The 17,659-nt window shown below is 70.7% G+C and carries 18 protein-coding genes and 1 pseudogene; 6 read left to right on the top strand and 13 right to left on the bottom strand.

Annotated features, from left to right (window positions below; genetic code table 11):
* Positions 1-12: 12 nt before the first annotated feature.
* The 3 genes from AWQ70_RS30460 to AWQ70_RS30450 form a co-directional block, all read right to left on the bottom strand.
* The gene (locus AWQ70_RS30460) at positions 13-498 is read right to left on the bottom strand and encodes a DnaJ family domain-containing protein (protein ID WP_067183672.1); all 486 of its coding nucleotides are present in this window, start codon (positions 496-498) and stop codon (positions 13-15) included.
* Positions 499-692: 194 nt separating this feature from the next.
* The gene (locus AWQ70_RS30455) at positions 693-1,346 is read right to left on the bottom strand and encodes a response regulator transcription factor (protein WP_067183671.1); all 654 of its coding nucleotides are present in this window, start codon (positions 1,344-1,346) and stop codon (positions 693-695) included.
* Positions 1,334-2,461 (bottom strand): sensor histidine kinase, encoded by a 1,128-nt coding sequence (locus AWQ70_RS30450; protein WP_067183668.1) that lies wholly within the window; start codon positions 2,459-2,461, stop codon positions 1,334-1,336. The genes AWQ70_RS30455 and AWQ70_RS30450 overlap by 13 nt, the downstream gene beginning before the upstream one ends.
* 229 nt (positions 2,462-2,690) lie before the next feature.
* Between AWQ70_RS30450 and AWQ70_RS30445 the strand changes: the two genes are divergently transcribed.
* Positions 2,691-3,836 (top strand): alpha/beta hydrolase, encoded by a 1,146-nt coding sequence (locus AWQ70_RS30445; RefSeq protein ID WP_084517978.1) that lies wholly within the window; start codon positions 2,691-2,693, stop codon positions 3,834-3,836.
* An 85-nt stretch (positions 3,837-3,921) separates the two neighbouring features.
* A complete protein-coding gene (locus tag AWQ70_RS30440; protein WP_067183666.1) occupies positions 3,922-4,500 on the top strand; it encodes a maltokinase N-terminal cap-like domain-containing protein in 579 nt (192 codons plus the stop codon).
* A gap of 358 nt (positions 4,501-4,858) precedes the next feature.
* Here the strand turns inward: AWQ70_RS30440 and AWQ70_RS30435 are convergent, their stop codons facing one another.
* Positions 4,859-5,419, bottom strand: a complete 561-nt coding sequence (locus AWQ70_RS30435; protein WP_169808765.1) for a CAP family protein — start codon at positions 5,417-5,419, stop codon at positions 4,859-4,861.
* A gap of 813 nt (positions 5,420-6,232) precedes the next feature.
* Here AWQ70_RS30435 and AWQ70_RS30430 point away from each other — a divergent pair.
* Positions 6,233-6,556, top strand: a pseudogene (locus tag AWQ70_RS30430) (tyrosine-type recombinase/integrase); the annotation flags it as partial.
* Between the two features lie 27 nt (positions 6,557-6,583).
* Here AWQ70_RS30430 and glnA read toward each other — a convergent pair.
* Both glnA and AWQ70_RS30420 read right to left on the bottom strand, forming a co-directional pair.
* Complete coding sequence (glnA, locus tag AWQ70_RS30425; protein WP_067183659.1) at positions 6,584-8,008, bottom strand: type I glutamate--ammonia ligase; 1,425 nt, start codon at positions 8,006-8,008, stop codon at positions 6,584-6,586.
* Positions 8,009-8,658: 650 nt separating this feature from the next.
* The gene (locus tag AWQ70_RS30420) at positions 8,659-9,072 is read right to left on the bottom strand and encodes a hypothetical protein (RefSeq protein ID WP_067183657.1); all 414 of its coding nucleotides are present in this window, start codon (positions 9,070-9,072) and stop codon (positions 8,659-8,661) included.
* A 103-nt stretch (positions 9,073-9,175) separates the two neighbouring features.
* On the opposite strand from AWQ70_RS30420, the gene AWQ70_RS30415 reads away from it, so the two are divergent.
* From AWQ70_RS30415 to AWQ70_RS30405, 3 genes are all read left to right on the top strand, one after another.
* Positions 9,176-9,637, top strand: a complete 462-nt coding sequence (locus AWQ70_RS30415) for an RDD family protein (protein WP_067183654.1) — start codon at positions 9,176-9,178, stop codon at positions 9,635-9,637.
* A gap of 285 nt (positions 9,638-9,922) precedes the next feature.
* On the top strand, positions 9,923-10,582 hold the full coding sequence (locus AWQ70_RS30410) for a TetR/AcrR family transcriptional regulator (RefSeq protein ID WP_067183652.1): 660 nt from the start codon (positions 9,923-9,925) through the stop codon (positions 10,580-10,582).
* A 127-nt stretch (positions 10,583-10,709) separates the two neighbouring features.
* Positions 10,710-11,654 carry a glycoside hydrolase family 113 protein gene (locus AWQ70_RS30405; RefSeq protein ID WP_067183650.1) on the top strand — a complete coding sequence of 315 codons (945 nt, stop codon included), beginning with the start codon at positions 10,710-10,712 and terminating at the stop codon, positions 11,652-11,654.
* Here AWQ70_RS30405 and AWQ70_RS30400 read toward each other — a convergent pair.
* From AWQ70_RS30400 to AWQ70_RS30370, 7 genes are all read right to left on the bottom strand, one after another.
* Positions 11,635-12,423 carry a class I SAM-dependent methyltransferase gene (locus AWQ70_RS30400; RefSeq protein ID WP_067183648.1) on the bottom strand — a complete coding sequence of 263 codons (789 nt, stop codon included), beginning with the start codon at positions 12,421-12,423 and terminating at the stop codon, positions 11,635-11,637. The two genes, AWQ70_RS30405 and AWQ70_RS30400, sit on opposite strands and share 20 nt — an antisense overlap.
* A gap of 13 nt (positions 12,424-12,436) precedes the next feature.
* Positions 12,437-13,108, bottom strand: coding sequence for a DUF4191 domain-containing protein (locus tag AWQ70_RS30395; RefSeq protein ID WP_067183645.1), 672 nt, complete (start codon positions 13,106-13,108; stop codon positions 12,437-12,439).
* Positions 13,109-13,204: 96 nt separating this feature from the next.
* Positions 13,205-14,134, bottom strand: a complete 930-nt coding sequence (lipA, locus tag AWQ70_RS30390) for a lipoyl synthase (protein WP_067183642.1) — start codon at positions 14,132-14,134, stop codon at positions 13,205-13,207.
* Between the two features lie 35 nt (positions 14,135-14,169).
* On the bottom strand, positions 14,170-14,823 hold the full coding sequence (lipB, locus tag AWQ70_RS30385; protein WP_067183640.1) for a lipoyl(octanoyl) transferase LipB: 654 nt from the start codon (positions 14,821-14,823) through the stop codon (positions 14,170-14,172).
* Positions 14,824-14,875: 52 nt separating this feature from the next.
* Positions 14,876-15,625, bottom strand: a complete 750-nt coding sequence (locus AWQ70_RS30380) for a Type 1 glutamine amidotransferase-like domain-containing protein (RefSeq protein WP_067183637.1) — start codon at positions 15,623-15,625, stop codon at positions 14,876-14,878.
* A gap of 29 nt (positions 15,626-15,654) precedes the next feature.
* On the bottom strand, positions 15,655-16,551 hold the full coding sequence (locus AWQ70_RS30375; protein WP_067183634.1) for a TIGR01777 family oxidoreductase: 897 nt from the start codon (positions 16,549-16,551) through the stop codon (positions 15,655-15,657).
* A 301-nt stretch (positions 16,552-16,852) separates the two neighbouring features.
* Positions 16,853-17,659 (bottom strand): 2-oxo acid dehydrogenase subunit E2 (locus AWQ70_RS30370; RefSeq protein ID WP_174552437.1); only part of this gene is annotated, 807 nt, incomplete at its 5' end.

Raw genomic sequence — 17,659 nt, 5'->3', positions numbered from 1 at the left:
CACGGGGCGGGGTCAGCTCGTTCCGCGCCGCCGCCGGAACCAGGAGCGCTTCCTCTCCGGGCGCTGCTCCCGTGGCGGAGCCGCGGGCGGGGTCTCCGCGGGCCGCCGCTCGCGCCAGTCGTGTACGACCTTCTCCACGTCGAAGGGCGCCAGGTTGAGCGGCGGCCCCGACATCGCCTTCCTGGTGCCTTCGACGATCTTCTCGTTGATCTCCGCGACGATCCGGCGGACCTCGGCCTCCCTCCTCGCGCCCGCCGCGGCCGCCAGGGACTCCTCGGCCTCCTTGCGCAGGGCCAGCGTGCCGGGCAGCGGCATGGACAGGTTCTCCTCGCGGAGCTTCTGCTTGATCCACCACATCTCGTCGTACGGCTTGCCCTGGTCGGGGAGGGGCTTCCCCGCGCCGGGCAGGTCGTCGAACAGGCCCCGCTCGGTGGCCTCGCGTATCTGCCGATCGATCCAGCTCTCGAAGCTGACGCCGGGTGGTTTCCGTTCCGTCATGGCTTCGCCTCCCCGTCACAGGCGGTCATACGGAGCATAACCGCGTGCCGGGCGGCCCTCCGGGTCGGCATCGGCGCGCCGGAACGCGCGGTCGTGCACGCCCCAGGAGAGCAGGTGACAGGAGAGCAGGTGACAGGGGAGCGGGCGGCAGGACGCCGGCCGCGCCGCCGGGGCGGGATCGGGGGGCGCGCCGGTCAGACGAGGCCCGCGTCGTGGACGAGGAGCGCGATCTGGGTGCGGTTGTCCAGGCCGAGCTTGATGAGGATGCTGGAGACGTGGGCCTTCACCGTCGTGACGCCCATGGCGAGCTCCGCGGCGATGCCCGCGTTCGCCCGGCCGCGCCCGATCGCGAGGGCCACCTCGTGCTCGCGAGGGGTGAGGACGGCCAGCGCGGCGCGGGCCCGCTCGTAGGTCCCGGACTGGACGACGGTGCGGTCCATCAGCCGCCGGGTGATGCGCGGGGACAGGATCGGGTCTCCCGCCGCGACCCGGACGACCGCCTCCACGATCCGCGGCGGCGGTGTGTCCTTGAGCAGGAACCCGCTGGCGCCCGCGCGCAGCGCGTGCAGGATGTTCTCGTCGGTGTCGAAGGTCGTCAGCACGATCACCTCCGCCGGGCGGGCCCGGGAACGTAGCCGCCGGGTCGCGGTGATGCCGTCCACACGGGGCATGCGCAGGTCCATGAGGACGACGTCGGGGGCGTGGGCGTCGGCGGCGGCGATGGCCTCCTGGCCGTCGGCCGCCTCGCCGACGACGGTGATGCCGGCGACGCCGTCCAGCATCATGGACAGTCCGGCGCGGACCAGGGCGTCATCGTCGACCAGGAGCACGCGGATCACGACGGCCATGGTAGCCACGCCTGGAGCCGGAACCGCCCGTCGGTGCTCTGGTGGTCGAGCTGCCCGCCGGCGAGCCGTACCCGCTCGGTGAGCCCGACCAGGCCGACGCCGCCGCCGGGCGCGATCGGCGCCGAGCCGGACGCGGGCAGCGGGTTGCGGACGTCGATCAGCAGGCGCGCGCCCGGAGTGCCGCGCAGCAGCACCTCCACCGGTTGGCCGGGGGCGTGTTTGCGGGCGTTGGTCAGCCCTTCCTGCACCACGCGGTAGCCGGTCCTTCCGGCAGGGGCGGGCAGGTCGGCGCCGGCGGTCTCGTCGCTGATCCGTACGGCCTGGCCTGCCTGGCGTGCTTCGGCGATCAGACGCGGCAGGTCGGCCAGGGTGGGCTGAGTTTCCCGCTCGTCCAGTAGGTCGTCCTCCTCGCGCAGCAGGCCGATCACCTGGCGCAACTCCTCCAACGCCTGGTGCACACCGGAGCGGACCACCCCGGCGGCCCGGGCGAGTTGCTCGGGGGAGGAGTCCGGGCGGAACTCCAGCGCCCCGGCGTGGGTGGCCACCAGCGACAGGCGGTGGGCCAGCACGTCGTGCATCTCCCGGGCGAGCGTGCGGCGCTCGGCCATGCGAGCCTCGGCGATCCGCCTGCCCTGCTCGGATTCGGCGCGGCGGGCGCGCTCGCGCAGCGAGATGAGGAGCGCGCGGCGGGAACGGGCCAGCGCGCCCCAGCCGAGCAGCGCGCCGTACGAGGCGCAGATCAGCAGCAGCCACCAGCGGAGGGAGATGCCGGAGTTCGGCCGCCACAGGCCCTGGACCAGATGGGCCGCGATGCCCGCCGTCGCCACCGCCGCCGCGACGGGGAACCGCCTGCTCTGGGCCACCTGCAGCGCCCCCAGCGACGCCGCCGGCGTGGCCGCCGGAGAGGCCGCGGCGAGGAGGGTGGCGGCGAGCGCGCCGGAGACCGGCCACCGGAGCTGCGCGAGCGCGGCGACCAGGCTCACCCCCGCGACCGCGATATCCAGCCACAGCTCGGATCCGCCCGCCCGCCCCCACAACGACACGCCGGTCAGCGCGCCGATCCCGAGGACCACGCTCGCCACGGTCACGGCTCGCCGGTATCGCGTCTCGCTCACCGGCCAAGGCTAACCACGGGCACGGCGGAGCCGTCACCTACCAAAGTCGGACCCGGCCCCCACCGGGGGAGGGCGGCGCCCGACCACGCGCCCGATGCGGCGCCCCACTCGGCCGGGCGAGGCTGATCGGCGTGAACACCTCCATCAGAAGACTGCTCCTCACCGTGATCGGCGCGCCGGCGGCCGCCCTGGCCGTCGGCGCCGTGCTCGCCCCGGGGCTGGGGCGGCGATGAACCCGCCCTACGGATACCTGATCACCCTGGTCCCCGTCGCGATCTGCACCCTGTTCGCACTGGCCCCGCCGGCCCGGCCCCGGCCGCTGGCCATGCTCGGCTTCCGCCTCGGCGTAGCCCTGAACGAGCTGCCCTTCGTGGTGCTCGCCTGGATCCTGGCCGCCACGGTCCTCGCCCTCGTCCAGGGCGATCTGACCTCACCGGTCATCGCCGGGGCGGCGGCCGTGACCATGGCGGGCCTCGGTGTGGTGGCCTGGCGCGGCCGCCAGGCGATGCCCGCCGTACAACGCGCCATGGGGGCGGTGCCCGTCTCGCGCCGCCTGCCGTACGGGCGCGTCCTGCTCGGCCCGTTCCTCCGCCGCCACCGCGCGGTCGAACGGATTGCCGACCTCCCGTACGGCCCGGCCGGCCGCCGAAACCTGCTCGACCTCTACCGCCATCGCTCCCGGCCCACGGGAGCGCCGGTCCTGATCCACCTGCACGGCGGCGGCTACCACGGGGGGAGAAAGGACAGCCAGGCGCTGCCGCTTCTGTACCGGCTGGCCGGGCAGGGCTGGGTGTGCGTCAGCGCGAACTACCGGCTGCGTCCCCAGGCGACCTTGCAGGACCACCTCGTGGACGCCAAGAAGGTGATCGCCTGGGTCCGGGAGCACGGTCGCCGCTACGGCGCCGATCCCGACCGCATTGTCCTCGCGGGCAGTTCGGCCGGCGCGCACATGGCGGCCCTGGCCGCGCTCGGTCCCGACGACCCGGCCCTCCAGCCCGGTTTCGAGCGGGTGGACACCTCCGTCGCGGCGGTGATCGGCCTGGGCGGCTACTACGGCGCCTACTACGGCATGGGCCCGGAGACCTCGCCCCTCGCCCATGTGCGGCCGGACGCGCCGCCGTTCTTCATCGTGCATGGGGACCGCGACACAGTCACGCCGGCCGAGGACGCCCGGCTCTTCGCCGAACGCCTGCGCGCCGTCTCGACCCGGCCGGTCGTCTACGCGCAACTGCCCGGCGGGCAGCACGCCTTCGACCTGTTCCACTCGTTGCGCTTCGAAGCCGTCGTCAACGCCGTGGTCGCCTTCGCCGACCGAGTCCTGTCCCCCGGGCCCCAGGCGACTGCACGGGGTCCCGAGTCAGGCGGGCCGCGGTGAGAGGCAGGGGCATGGGCACCGCCGGTTCCTATAGGTTCGAGCCCGTCAGACGACGGAGCCGGACCCGCGCCGTGAAGGAGCTCGCATGGCCCAGATCCACCGCACCACCATGACGCCCACCAAGCTGGAGTTGCTCCACGAGTGGTTGCCGAAGCAGAGCTGGTACGCGGGCGACGGGGGAACGCCCGAGCTGGTCCGGGCCGGTGGGTTCCGGTTGGACGATCCGGAGGGCGAGGTCGGGATCGAGTTCATGGTCGTGGTGGACACCGCCGCGCAGGAGCCGGTGGCGTACCTGGTGCCGATGAGCTATCGCGGCGCGGCTTTGGAAGGAGCCCCAGGCGAGGCGCTGATCGGCACCTCCGAGCACGGGGTGCTGGGCCTCCGGTGGATCTATGACGGCGTCCACGACCCGGTGGTGACGGCACAGTTGCGCGCACTCCTGCGGGGCGAGGCGACGCCGCAGCACCAGAGCGAGAGCGACACCCCGGACCCGACCGTCACCGTGTACGGAATCGGCCCTGACGGCGAGCTCGACGTGGAGATCAACCGCGTCCTGCGGCCGGCCGAGGCCGCGGAGGGGCCGTCCGGACGCCTCGTCGCCGGATGGACCTGGCCGGACGGAACGGCCGCGCGTGGCGTGTTCGCGGCCGTCACGCGGCGGTAGCCCTCGACGACGACAGGGCGGCGGTCGCTGCGGTGCGGTCCGCGAGCCGGACCAAGGTCTTCGAGGGGATCGACCCGGTTCCACCAGCTGGAAGCTTCAGACGCGGATCCCGTCCGGGACCACGCACGGCTTCTCGGACTCCTGGCTGCCGGTGGAGCCGCTGCCTTCGGCGACGACGTCAGCTCGGCACGCATCGAAGCGAAGATCGACGTCCTTGTGACCCGGCGACCGCCGACCGGACTCGCCTCGACGATCACGAGACTCGGATGCCGGAGGGCCGGGGGACGCCCTCGTTCGTGCACGGCAGCGGGCTGCACGGTCGGCAGGCGGAAGAGCGGCGCTTCCGGCCTCGAACGGGTTATTTGACCGGCCGAGGCACGTTGGACCCGAATTGCCCCTGCACGTTGCCGGGCGGGTTGTAGAGGCACACGATGTACGTCGTGGTCCGGCCGGAATCCGTGCGAGTACCTGGTGCGCAGCCCAACCGGGTTGAGGACTTCCACACCACCTGGGTGAACCGGCCCCAGTTATTGAAGCTCGCCAGGTTGTCGGGGTCGTTGAAGTTGTAATCCTTGATCCCGTCGTACCAGGCATTCACAGCGTCAGCGCAGGCGGCCACCCTCCCTCCGGAGAACGACGCGAGGTACAGATTCTCCGCGCGGCCGGCCTTATAAGGCGAGGTGTGGTCGATGCTGCCCTTCTGGGCGTAATAGGCAGCGGATTTCTTGGCCGCTTCGATGCCCTCCGGCTCGGTGCGCATCGCAGGCACCCCGTGCCGCGCGCGATAGGTGTTGTGCGCCTTGAGGCAGTCCTGTTGGAAGGCGTCATCCGCGAGGAGCCGCGACGGGGCGCCGGCGGACGCGGATTCAGCCGGCCCGGCTACGGCGATGAGCGCGGGCATGGCCAGGGTGATGGACATGAGTGCGGATCTGAGCATGAGCGCTCCCAGGGGACGGAGTACGAAAAACGTCCTCGTTCACCCGCTCATCCTGTCCGGCGGAGAGTCGCCACGATGGCGCCTCGCTGCGCTGGAGCGCCAAGATCGCGTGTACGGCTGCGCGTGGGATGGGTGCGACACGCTTGCCGATCTTGCAGCCAGGGGTCTGGACGTGCCCGGCCCTCGCAAACCGTCACCTATCCGCGGACACGGAGGGGCGCCGCGAACCGTGGCGCACCTCCTGACCTGGTAGTCGATCTTCCAATCGGCGTAGACGCCCAGGCTTCCGTTCTATCCGTGCGAAACGGATATGCGTCGTCGCGACAGGAAGACAGCGAACAGTGTGGCCCCGCCTGCAGTGATCAGTACGGTAGCGGGGATCTTAACGAGGTTCCGCAGGTCTGTGCAGTTATCCAAATGGTGCAGCCTATCGGCCAGGCCGGAGGACGGATCGAGTTGGTCCCACGTAACTCCGACAAATGCCGAGCCGCAAGACTCACCGCCTGAAGTAACGGACATCAGACCAGTAAGAATGCCTGAACCGATTAGCAGAAAGGCGACAAACGCCACCGCTTTGGGGGACATGCACAGTCCTTACGTGGATCCAGCCGCAGTGGATCATTTCATGGCGAGGCTTGAGCCGGGAAGGCGTCTGGCCAAGCCTCTTGCCCGACCTCCAACGCAGGGCCGATCCCGTGGAGGGCGTGCCGGGTTGACGAATCGTTGCGGTGGTACTGGATCTGATGGGGAAGATCAGCCAGGAGTGCCCATGTCCAGGTCGACTACAGCGGTGAGACGCTCTTGACCGATGACAACGGCGCACAAGTCGGCCCATGGAAGCTTGAGCGTGCAATGCGGAAAGCCCGCAGCAAGGTGCAGGACCTTCCCGCGGGCTTTCGATTCCACGACTTGCGGCACTACCTCGCGTCGCTCCTGATCGCCTCGGATGCCGACGTCAAGGTCGTCCAGGCCCGACTACGGCATGCGAGCGCCAAGACGACCCTCGACACCTACGGCCACTTGTGGCCCGACTCCGACGAGTCGACGCGGGCCGCCATCGATGCGGTTCTCGTTGCCCGGACGGAACTGAGGCAGAGCCAGGCGGGAGCCGCGCGATGAACATGCAGGTCACCGCGCGGTAGCCCGTCAGCAGTCGTAGTAGAGCTCGAACTCGTGCGGGTGCGGGCGGAGGCGGATCGGGTCGATCTCGTTCTCCCGCTTGTACGAGACCCAGGTCTGGATCAGGTCCGGCGTGAAGACGCCGCCTTCGAGCAGATAGTCGTGGTCGGCCTCGAGGGCGTCGAGCACCTCAGGCAGCGAGCCCGGCACCTGCTGGACCTGGCGGGCCTCCTCCGGCGGAAGCTCGTACAGGTCCTTGTCGATCGGCTCCGGCGGCTCGATCTTGTTGCGGATGCCGTCGATGCCGGCCATCAACTGCGCGGCGAAGGCGAAGTACGGGTTGCAGGACGGGTCCGGAACGCGGAACTCCAGGCGCTTGGCCTTTGGGTTCGAGCCGGTGATCGGGATGCGGACGCACGCGGACCGGTTGCGCTGCGAGTACACCAGGTTGACCGGCGCCTCGTAGCCCGGGACCAGGCGGTGGTAGGAGTTCACCGTCGGGTTGGTGAACGCCAGCAGCGACGGCGCGTGCTTGAGGAGGCCGCCGATGTAGTAGCGGGCCAGGTCGGACAGGCCCGCGTAGCCGACCTCGTCGTAGAAGAGCGGCTCGCCGTCCTTCCAGAGGGACTGGTGGCAGTGCATCCCGGAGCCGTTGTCGCCGAAGAGCGGCTTGGGCATGAACGTGACGGTGTGCCCGTGCTGGAGCGCCGTGCTCTTGATGATGTACTTGTACAACATCATGTTGTCGGCGGTCTTGAGCAGCGTGCCGAACCTGAAGTCGATCTCGGCCTGGCCGGCGGTGCCCACCTCGTGGTGCTGCATCTCGGTCTCGATGCCCGCCTCGATGAGGTTGCGCACCATCTGCGAGCGCAGGTCGGTGAAGTGGTCCATCGGGGGGACGGGGAAGTAGCCGCCCTTGTAGCGGGGCTTGTAACCCAGGTTCCCGCCCTCGGCGGCCTTGCCGGTGTTCCAGGCGCCCTCGATCGAGTCGATGTAGTAGTACCCGGCGTTCTGCCTGGTCTCGAACCGGACGTCGTCGAAGATGTAGAACTCGGCCTCCGGGCCGAAGTAGGCCGTGTCGGCGATGCCGGTGCCCTTGAGGTACTGCTCGGCCTTGCGGGCGACGTTGCGCGGGTCCCTGCTGTACGCCTCACCCGTGAGAGGGTCGTGCACGAAGAAGTTGATGTTCAGCGTCTTGTGCTGACGGAACGGGTCCAGCACGGCGGTGGACGGGTCGGGCAGCAGCAACATGTCCGACTCGTGAATCGCCTGGAAACCGCGGATCGACGAGCCGTCGAACATCAGGCCGTCGGTGAAGACATTGGGGCCGAAGTTCTCGACGGGGAAAGTGAAGTGGTGCGTCGTGCCCGGCAGGTCCGTGAACCTGACGTCGACGAACTGCACACCCTCGTCCCGGATGAACTTCAGGACGTCATCGGCAGAGTTGAACACTCTCGAACCTCCCAGGGGCATGGGCCAGCAGACCCGAAAATAGGTCCCGGCCGTTTCCGCCCCATGTCTCGTTTGTTTCGCCCGTGTTAATGGGAGCGTGCTCCGACAGTAGCTCCGAACCGGCGCCTTTCCGGGCGTCGTACCAGGTCAAAGCTGTGCTCGTGTTTCGTGCCGGACGCCTTGCCCGCCATGGGTTCTGTCGCTCGGGAGGGCGGTGAGGGCCCTCGCCGCCCGATCGGCTCCTCGTCGGGCGGCCCGTACCGGACGGCCCCGTACGTGCTCGCCGTACACGCCGGGCCGATTTCCATCATGGGAGCGCCGAGGGGCAGCGATGGCGATTCTTGTGTGGAAATTGCCCGTTCAATGAATATCTTTGCGATTCGCCTCGCTTGTCGTGAAGCGATGGTGCTGAAGCGAAATGCGGGAAGGTCAGGGTTTCGCGAGAGGCGATTCAACGGCGGCGAACGATGTGCGGCTCGCTCCCGCCCTCGGAAGGAATCCGGTAGGCCACGGCATCAGGCCGGTTGACTCGTACATACGGGGCCGGGCCGCCGATGTGATGCGCACGGCCTCGTCCTGGCCTGGTGCATCGGGGGCGGCGGCGAGGGTCCGCCCGCCGCTCTCGGAAGGAATCCGGTGGGCCACGCCGTTCAGGGGCGGGCCGCGGGGCCGAGGGCGGACGGCGGCGGCGTGGACGGCAGGGACGTGGACGTCGTCGGTGTGGACGGCGGGGGCGTCGCGTCGCGTGTTCCCGCATCCGAAGGCGTACCGGTGACCGGCGGTTCGGTGGTGCCCTCCGCCGGGCGCAGGATCGCGGGGGCCGGGGGGCGAGGTGACGGCGCCGGCGCGGCGTCGCCGCTGAACAGGTCGGGCCGGAGGCTGATGATCGCGCCCGCGACGGCCACCACCCCGAGGACGGCCAGCATCACCACCGGTGTACGGCGCCGCCCCGAGCGGGGGAGGCGGGCCGCCAGCGCCTCCATCCGCTGGATCTCGTCCTCGCCGAACTGCGCGACCAGCGCCTCGAAACGCGCGTCGATGTCGTCAGGGTCCGCCGGGCGCACAGTTCACTCCAATAGCTGAAATTTCGAGAGATGGTGGGATTAATCATGGTCGTCATGGCCGCCGAGCGGAAGACCGGTGACAGGCGCGGATACCCTTTGGGTCATGAGCAAGCAGCAGCCCCGGTGGACCCAGACCTGGATGGGGGGAGTCCGGTCGGCCGGCATCGACCTCGGCTATCCGGGCGAGCGGCTCGGCTTTCCTCCCGAAGGCAGCGGTTCCGTCACCGGATGGGGGCGCCGCCTCGGCGCGATCCTGGTCGACTGGCTGCTGTGCACCTGGGCCATCGCCGGAGGCGTGCTCGGCGCCCAGGGCCAGGCCACCGGCTGGGTCGGCCTCGCGGTCTTCGCCGTGGAGAACCTCCTCCTGGTCGGCACCGTCGGCATGACCCTGGGCATGCGGCTGTTCGGTCTCCGCGTCGCCATGCTCGACGGCGGACGGCCTCCGCTGGTGCCCGTGCTGGTCCGGACCTTCCTGCTGTGCCTCGCCGTGCCCGCCCTGATCTGGGACCGCGACCGCAGGGGCCTGCACGACAGGGCGTCCAACACCGTCGTCGTCCGCCTCTGACAGTCCGCCCCGGCATCCTCGTACCGGTCCGCGATCTCCGTCACCGGCGCCTTCACCGCCCTTCACGGCAGACGTCCCGCCGCCGGCCTCCGAACGCCCGTCACCGGTGCCCGGCATCGGCCTTCGAGCGCCTGCGGCCGCTGCCTCGCCGATCTGCGAGCGGTCGGCGCCTCGTACTCAGGAGCGGGTCCGGGTCGCGCTGAGACGGCTCCGCCGGGCCTGCGCGCCACACGTAAATAGATGAACCGGGTTTGCAAATGAACCCGGTTCATCTATTGTGCCGGTATGGCGGGCCTCAGAGAGGACAAGAAGCGGCGGACGCGACAGGCGATCGCCGACGTGGCGATGCGGCTCTTCGCCGAGCGTGGGTTCGAGGCGGTCACGGTCAACGAGATCGCCCAGGCGGCCGGGGTCGTCAAGGTGACCCTCTTCAAGTACTTCCCGACGAAGGAGTCCCTCGTCCTGCACGCGCTCGAGGACGAGGACCTGGCCGCGATCGTGAGATCCCGGCCCGCCGGTGAGACGCCCCTGGGAGCGCTACACGCATACATGCGGGCGTTCGCCACGGACCCGGACATCGGTGACGCGGACGACCTCGTCGCCCGGATGAAGGTGATCGTGGACAGCCCCCTGCTCACCGCCGCCGTCAACCGCCTCCAGTACGGCCGGCGGCGGGCCCTGGCCCGCGCCCTGTCCGGCGACGACGATCCCGACCCGCCGTGCCGCCCCGCCGAGGGGCAGGGCCGCGGGCGGGACGCCGGATTGGCGGCGGAGCTGGCGGCCGCGCAGATCAGCGCCGTCGTCCTGACGGTCCAGGAGACGTTCTTCCACCGCATCGCCTCCGGAACGGCTCTCGCCGACGCCGGACGGCTGCTGCTCGACGACGTCGACCTCGCCTTCGACCAGCTCGGAAACGGCCTGGCCGGCCGCTTCGGCCCGGCATGAGGCACCCGCCCGCGACACCCGTCCGGATCCCGCATCTCCGATCCCGCCATCTCCGATCCCGAGTCTCCGGCTCGCGCCGGACAACAGGGCCGATCTCCGCCCATCACCCCCGACCTGGAGCTGTGACATGAGAGCCGTCGGCATCAACTACGACACCGGGTTCCTCCCCGGGGCCGCCTCACGGCGGCACTTCGACCCGGAGGTGGTGCGCCGCGAGATGCGCGTCATCGCCGACGACCTCCACTGCACCGCCGTACGCGTGTCAGGAGGGGACCCGGAGCGGCTCGGCGTGGCCGCCGAACACGCCGCCGCGGCCGGCCTCGACGTCTGGTTCGCGCCGTTCCCCTGCGAGCTCACCACCGAGGAGATGTTGCCGTTCTTCGCCGACTGCGCCGCGCGGGCGGAACGGCTGCGTACGGCGGGCGCCGAGGTGGTCTACGTCATGGGCTGCGAGATCAGCGGGTTCGCCCCAGGTTTCCTGCCGGGAGAGACGCTCGACGACCGGCTGAACGCCCTGGCGTCCTTCACCGCCGACGACTGGGCGTCGATCGGACCCATGCTCGGACGGCTGAACACGTTCCTGGCCGAGGCCGCGGGCGTCGCGCGCGAGCGGTTCGGCGGGCGGCTGACCTACGCCTCGGCGCCCTGGGAGTTCGTCGACTGGACGCCGTTCGACGTCGTCGGCGTCGACGCGTACCGCGCCGCCTACAACGCCGCCGGCTTCCAGGAGGAGATCCGGAGCCACTTCCGGCACGGCAAGCCGGTCGCGGTCACCGAGTTCGGCACCTGCCCCTACCGAGGCGCGGGCGACCGGGGCGGCATGGCCTGGGCGATCGACCAGGTGGACGACCTGGTGCCGGACGAGTCCGAGCAGGTGCGCTACTTCGACGAGCTGCTCGCCGTCTTCGAGGAGGAGGGCGTGGACAGCGCGTTCTGGTTCACCTTCGCCGGATTCGAGCGGCGCGGCGACCTCGACCCCGGCTCGTACGGCGTCGTCAGCATGATCGACGAGGTGCGGTGGAGGCCCAGGGAGATCTTCCACGCCATGGCGGCTAGGAACGCACGCAGCTGAAGATCACGGTGCCGGGGAAGTGCCGGCCGCGCAGCGGACTCCAGCCGCCCCACACGCCCTCGTGGCCGTCCGGCCACTCAGGCTCGACCAGCCCGGCCAGGACGAACCCCGCCCCCGTGATGAGCCCCACCCAGTCGCCCAGCGTCCGGTGGTGCTCCACGTAGGACGGCACGCCGCCGTCGTCCAGTTCCACGTACGGCGAGCGGTCGAAGTAGGACCGGTCCGCCGTCAACCCCCGCGGACCGGGATCGTCCGGGAACGCCCACCTGATCGGGTGGCTCACCGAGAACACGAACCGCCCGCCCGGCCGCAGCACCCGGCGCACCTCGCCGAGCACGGCACCGGCGTCCGCGACGAACGGCAGCGCCCCGAACGCCGAGCAGGCCAGGTCGAACGAGCCGTCGCGGAACGGCAGGACCTCCGCGTCCGCCTGCACCACCGGCAGGGAGAGCCCGGCCGCGTCGTCGATGCGGCGCGAGTGCTGGAGCTGCCGGTGGGACAGGTCGAAGCCGACGACCGCCGCGCCCCGGCCGAGAAGCCACCGGCCGCACTGCCCGGCGCCGCAGCCCACCTCGAGCACCCGGCGGCCCGCGACGTCGCCGAGCAGCCCGGCGTCGGCCTCGTCCAGCCCCTCGGGGCACCAGACGAACCCGTCGTCGCGGAGGAACTCGCCGTGCTCCGCCTGGTACTCGTCGGCCGCGCCGTCCCACCAGCCGCGGTTGGCCCGGGACGTCTCCGCCCGGGTGACCGGCCGCTTCGCGACGCTCACCTCGCCCCCCGGCTCAGCGGCCCTTGGGGCCGCGCGGCATCCGCACGTTCTTGGGCATGGGGCCCTTGGGCATCGGCATCGCCGGGGTCAGCGCGCGCATCCGGTTGTTCACCTCGGAGACGACCGGCTTCCTGAGGTTGCGCGGCAGCTTCATCAGGTGGCGCTGGAGCTTCGCCAGGGGCACCTGGCCCTCGTCGTCGCCGCACTGGATGTCGTACACCGGGACGTCGATCGCGACCCGCTGCACCCGCTTCTTCTCCGCGACCAGCATCCGCTGCACCCGGTTGCCCGGACCCTCGGAGACGAGGATCACACCCGGGTAGCCGACCACGCGGAACACGAGGTCCTGCTCGCGGTTGACCGCCACCGGCTTCTCCTCGACGTACCAGTTGCCGCGCAGGCCCTGCAGGATCGCGTACGTCGCGCCGGCCTGGCCGTGGAGCATGCTGTACTGCGCGCGCTGCGCCAACCGGCTGAACACGATGAGGCCCACCAGGACGGCGGCCAGCACGCCGAAGACGTACCAGGTCCAGCCGAAGAACACACCGAGGACGACGAAGACGGCGAGGGTGCCCAGCGCCGACCCGTAGACGATCGGCATGCCCTTGGGGTTGGCCTGTTTAACGAACTGGGCGACCATCCGGATCTGCTTGAGCCGTCCCGGAGTCGCAGGGTCTTTCGCCATGCTCTGCAGGATACAAATCCCAGGGTGAATTAATGAAAACGAGACCCGCCCGCACGGCTCGCGGCGGAGCCGTAGGGGCGGGTCGTGACGGTGCGTCTAGAGCGTCTGCCGCGCCGCGATCGCCTGCTGGTAGAGGCGGCCCGCACGGTAGGAGGAGCGGACGAGCGGCCCGGACATGACGCCGGCGAAGCCGATCTCCTCGGCCTCCTTCTGCAGCTCGACGAACTCCTCGGGCTTGACCCAGCGCTCCACGGGGTGGTGGCGGGGGCTCGGCCGGAGGTACTGCGTGATCGTCACCAGATCGCAGCCCGCCTCGTGGAGGTCGCGCAGCGCCTGGGTGATCTCCTCCCGCTCCTCGCCCATGCCGAGGATGAGGTTGGACTTGGTGACCATCCCGGCCTCGCGCGCCGTGGTGATCACTCCGAGGGAGCGCTCGTAACGGAACGCGGGGCGGATCCGCTTGAAGATCCGCGGGACGGTCTCGATGTTGTGCGCGAACACCTCGGGCTTGGCGGAGAAGACCTCCTCGAGCTGCTCCTGGTTGCCGTTGAAGTCGGGCACCAGCAGCTCGACGCCGCAGCCGGGGAGCTGCGCGTGGATCTGGCGGGCGGTCTCGGCGTACAACCAGGCGCCGCCGTCGGGCAGGTCGTCGCGGGCGACACCGGTGACGGTGGCGTAGCGAAGGCCCATCTGCTTGACCGACTCGGCCACGCGGCGCGGCTCGTCCCGGTCGTACTCGGCGGGTTTTCCGGTGTCGATCTGGCAGAAATCACAGCGGCGGGTGCACTGGTCGCCACCGATGAGGAAGGTGGCTTCCCGGTCCTCCCAGCACTCGTAGATGTTGGGACAGCCGGCCTCTTCACAGACCGTGTGCAGTCCCTCGCGCCGCACCAGCGATTTGAGCTCGGTGTACTCCGGCCCGGTCTTCAACCGGGTCCTGATCCACGGCGGCTTCTTCTCGATCGGGGTCTGGCTGTTGCGCACCTCCAGGCGGAGGAGCTTACGGCCATCAGGGGCAACGGACACGTCGTCCAGCTTATTACCAGACGCCTGATGTGCCGTCAGGCGAGGTCCTCCTCGTACATGTCGTACGGCTCGGTGCCGAGGGCCTCGGCGAGACGCTTCTCGGCGAACGGGATGACCTCGTCCACGGTGATGCGGCGGCCGGTCTCGGCGGACAGGGAGGTGACGCCCGAGTCGCCGTCGACGATCCGGTTGTACCAGCTCAGGTCGTTCACACAGTTGAGCGCGAACCCGTGGCTGCTGACGCCGCCGGCCACCCGGATGCCGATCGCGGCGATCCTGCGGTCGGGCAGGCCGCTCGCGGCGTCACCGGGCATCCACACCCCGCCCTGGCCCTCGATGCGCCGCGCGGCCAGCCCGAAGTCGGCGCAGATCTGGACCAGCACCTCTTCCAGCAGCCGCACGTACGCGGCGACGTCGGAGATCCGCAGGATCGGGTAGCACACGAGCTGCCCGGGACCGTGCCAGGTGATCTTCCCGCCGCGGTCCACGTCGATGACGGGCGTGCCGTCGGCGGGCCGCTCGTGGGGCAACGTGCGGCTGCCCGCTGTATAGACCGGCGCGTGCTCCAGCATCAGGCACAGGTCGGAGATCTCGCCCGCCCTCCGGCGCAGGTGCGCCCGGCGCTGGAGGCTCCACGCCTGCTCGTACGGAACGTCGACGCCCAGCCGCACCACGGCGAGCCCGGTCATGCGACGCTCCCGGCTTCCGGGCCGGCCGGTCTCGGGGTCATGCTCGGCTCGTTCACCCGTCCAGGGTAGAGGTGAGCACCCGAGGCTCGATACGGAACTCCTTGACACCACCTGCACCGTCCCCCTCGATCCGGTACGCGTAGCCGCCGGGGTCGACCGTCACGGCCTGGATGAAGTCGGTGCCCACGTAGTGGAGCCCGACGCCCTCGTCGGCGGCGTAGCCGTCGGGCAGCTCGCCCGCGGCCACCGACGCCTGCAGCAGCTGCCTGCGCTGCGGGTCAGAGTTGTAGTGGACGCCGCAGGAGTACGGCAGGAAGCCCAGCCCCTCCGCCCACGGCTGGAGTTTCGGCCCGAACGAATCGGTGTTGCCGCCGATGTGCCAGCACAGCGCTCCCGCGCTCTGACCGGACAGGACGATCCCCGACCGCCACGCCTCGGCGAACGCCTCGTCCAGCCCGTGCAACCGCCACAGGGCGGCGAGATTGGCCACACTGCCGCCGCTCACATAGATGGCGTCCTGCTCCAGGATCCACTCGCCCGGCTCGGCGACGTTCGGCATCGGGAAGACCGTCAGGTGGCTGACCTCGACGTCCCACTCGCGGAACGCTCCGTACATCTTCAGCAGCCAGTCGGCGTCGTCTCCGGTCGCGGTGGCCAGGAGCCCCAGCTTGGGCCGGTCCTGGCCGGTGAGGTCCAGGACGTAACGCAGCAGGCCGGTCGGCTCGATGAAGCCGTACCGCTCGGTCTGCCGGAACGAACCGCCACCGATGGCGACGATGTGCGACTGCCCAATGCGGCTCATCGGTCACTCCAAAATCGGGAAACAGGGATTCACCAGAGTACGGCGGCCAGCGCCTCTTTGAGGGTGGGATGCGAGAACCTGTGGCCGGCCTCCAGCAGGCGGCGGGGGAGGACGCGCTGCCCGGCCAGCAGTCCCTCGTCCGCGAACTCGCCGAGCGCCAGACGCAGCGCGAACGCGGGCGTCCCGATGGGCATGACCGGCCGGCGCAGCGCCTTCGCCACGGCCTTCGTGTACTCGGCGTTGGTCGCCGGCTCGGGAGCGGTGAGGTTGACCGGCCCGGACATCTCGGGCGTGGACAGGAGGAACCGCACCGCGTTCAGCCAGTCGGGCAGGGAGATCCACGAGACGTACTGGCGTCCGTTTCCCAGGACGGCGCCCGCACCCACCTTGAACAGGGGCAGGAGCCTGGACAGCGCCCCGCCGTGGCGGCTCAGCACCACCCCGGTGCGCAGCCGTACGAGCCGGATGCCCTCCTGCTCGGCCGGCGCCGCCGCCTCCTCCCAGTCGCGGACCAGGGCGGCCAGGAAGCCGGAGCCCGAAGGGGCGGACTCGTCCACCTCCCGGGTCCCGGTGTCGCCGTAGTAGCCGATCGCCGACGCCGACAGCAGCACCCGCGGTCTCCTCCTGAGCAGGCCCAGGGCCTCGACGAGCGTGTGCGTGCCGACGACGCGGCTGTCGACCAGCTCCCGCTTGTACGACTCCGTCCACCTGTGGTCGGCGATCCCGGCGCCGGCCAGGTGGACCACCGCCTCCGCGCCCTCCAGGACGGACGGGTCGAGGAGGTGCCGTTCCGGGTCCCAGAACGCCTCGTCCGACGCCGCGGGCGCCCGGCGTACGAGCCGCAGGACCCGGGCACCGTCGGCGCGCAGCGCCCGGACGAGGGCCGAGCCGAGGAAACCCGACGTTCCGGTCACAACGATGGTCATGACGTCCACGGTAGGCGGCGCGGCGGGGCGCGGACAGACCCGCCCCGCGACGGCGGCGTACAGGCCGGGCACGGCGGGCGCGCGGACGGCCCGGCCCCCCTGTGAGCGGCGTACAGGCGGTGCGGCCGGGAAACGGCGGAGGCCGCCCCGCGAACTCGCGGGACGGCCTCCTGCTGCGAACCTCGTCAGGCAACCGTGCTCAGGCAGCCCTGCTCGGGCAGTCCTGTTCAGGCGGCCCTGTTCGAGCGGGCCCGTTCAGGCGGGCGCCTGTCCGGGGTGAGCCCTCGTCAGGCAGCCCTCGTCAGGCGAGCCCGAGCTGGTTCTCGAAGCGGCCCTCCTCCAGGCGGCGCTTGACCGTGGTGAGGAAGCGGGCGGCGTCGGCGCCGTCGACCAGGCGGTGGTCGTAGGTCAGCGCGAGGTAGACCATCGAGCGGACCGCGATGACCTCGCCCTCCGGCGTGTCGAGCACGACCGGGCGCTTGACGACCGCGCCGGTGCCCAGCATGCCGACCTGCGGCTGGTTGAGGATCGGCGTGTCGAACAGGGCGCCGCGGCTGCCGGTGTTGGTCAGCGTGAACGTGGCCCCGGTGATCTCGTCCGGCGTGACCTTGTTGGCGCGGGTCCGCTCGGCGAGGTCGGCCGTCTTGCGGGCCAGACCGGCGAGGTTGAGGTCACCGGCGTTCTTGATGGTCGCCGCGATCAGGCCGCGCTCGGTGTCGACCGCGATGCCCAGGTGCTCGACGTCGAAGTACGTGACCTCCATGGTCTCGTTGTTGATCGTCGCGTTGAGCTTGGGGTGCTGCTTGAGCGCCTCGATCGCCGCCATCTCGAAGAACGGCATGAACGACAGCTTGACGCCCTCGCGGCGGAAGAACTCGTCCTTGGCCCGCTCGCGCAGCCGCGCGATCTTGGTGACGTCGACCTCGACGACCGTGGTGAGCTGGGCCGCGGTCTGCAGCGACTCGACCAGGCGCTTGGACATCGTCTGCCGCAGGCGGGACATCTTCTCGGTGGTGCCGCGCAGCGTGGTGTCCACCTGGACCTGCTCGGGCGCGGCGGCCGGAGCCGCCGGGGCGGCGGGAGCGACCGCGGCGGGCGCGGCCGGAGC

Origin of the sequence: Microtetraspora niveoalba (assembly GCF_001570405.1) — a bacterium.
GTDB lineage: Bacteria > Actinomycetota > Actinomycetes > Streptosporangiales > Streptosporangiaceae > Microtetraspora > Microtetraspora niveoalba.
The sequence above is the reverse complement of the archived record's forward strand: the minus strand, read 5'-3'. Positions and strand labels throughout refer to the sequence as shown.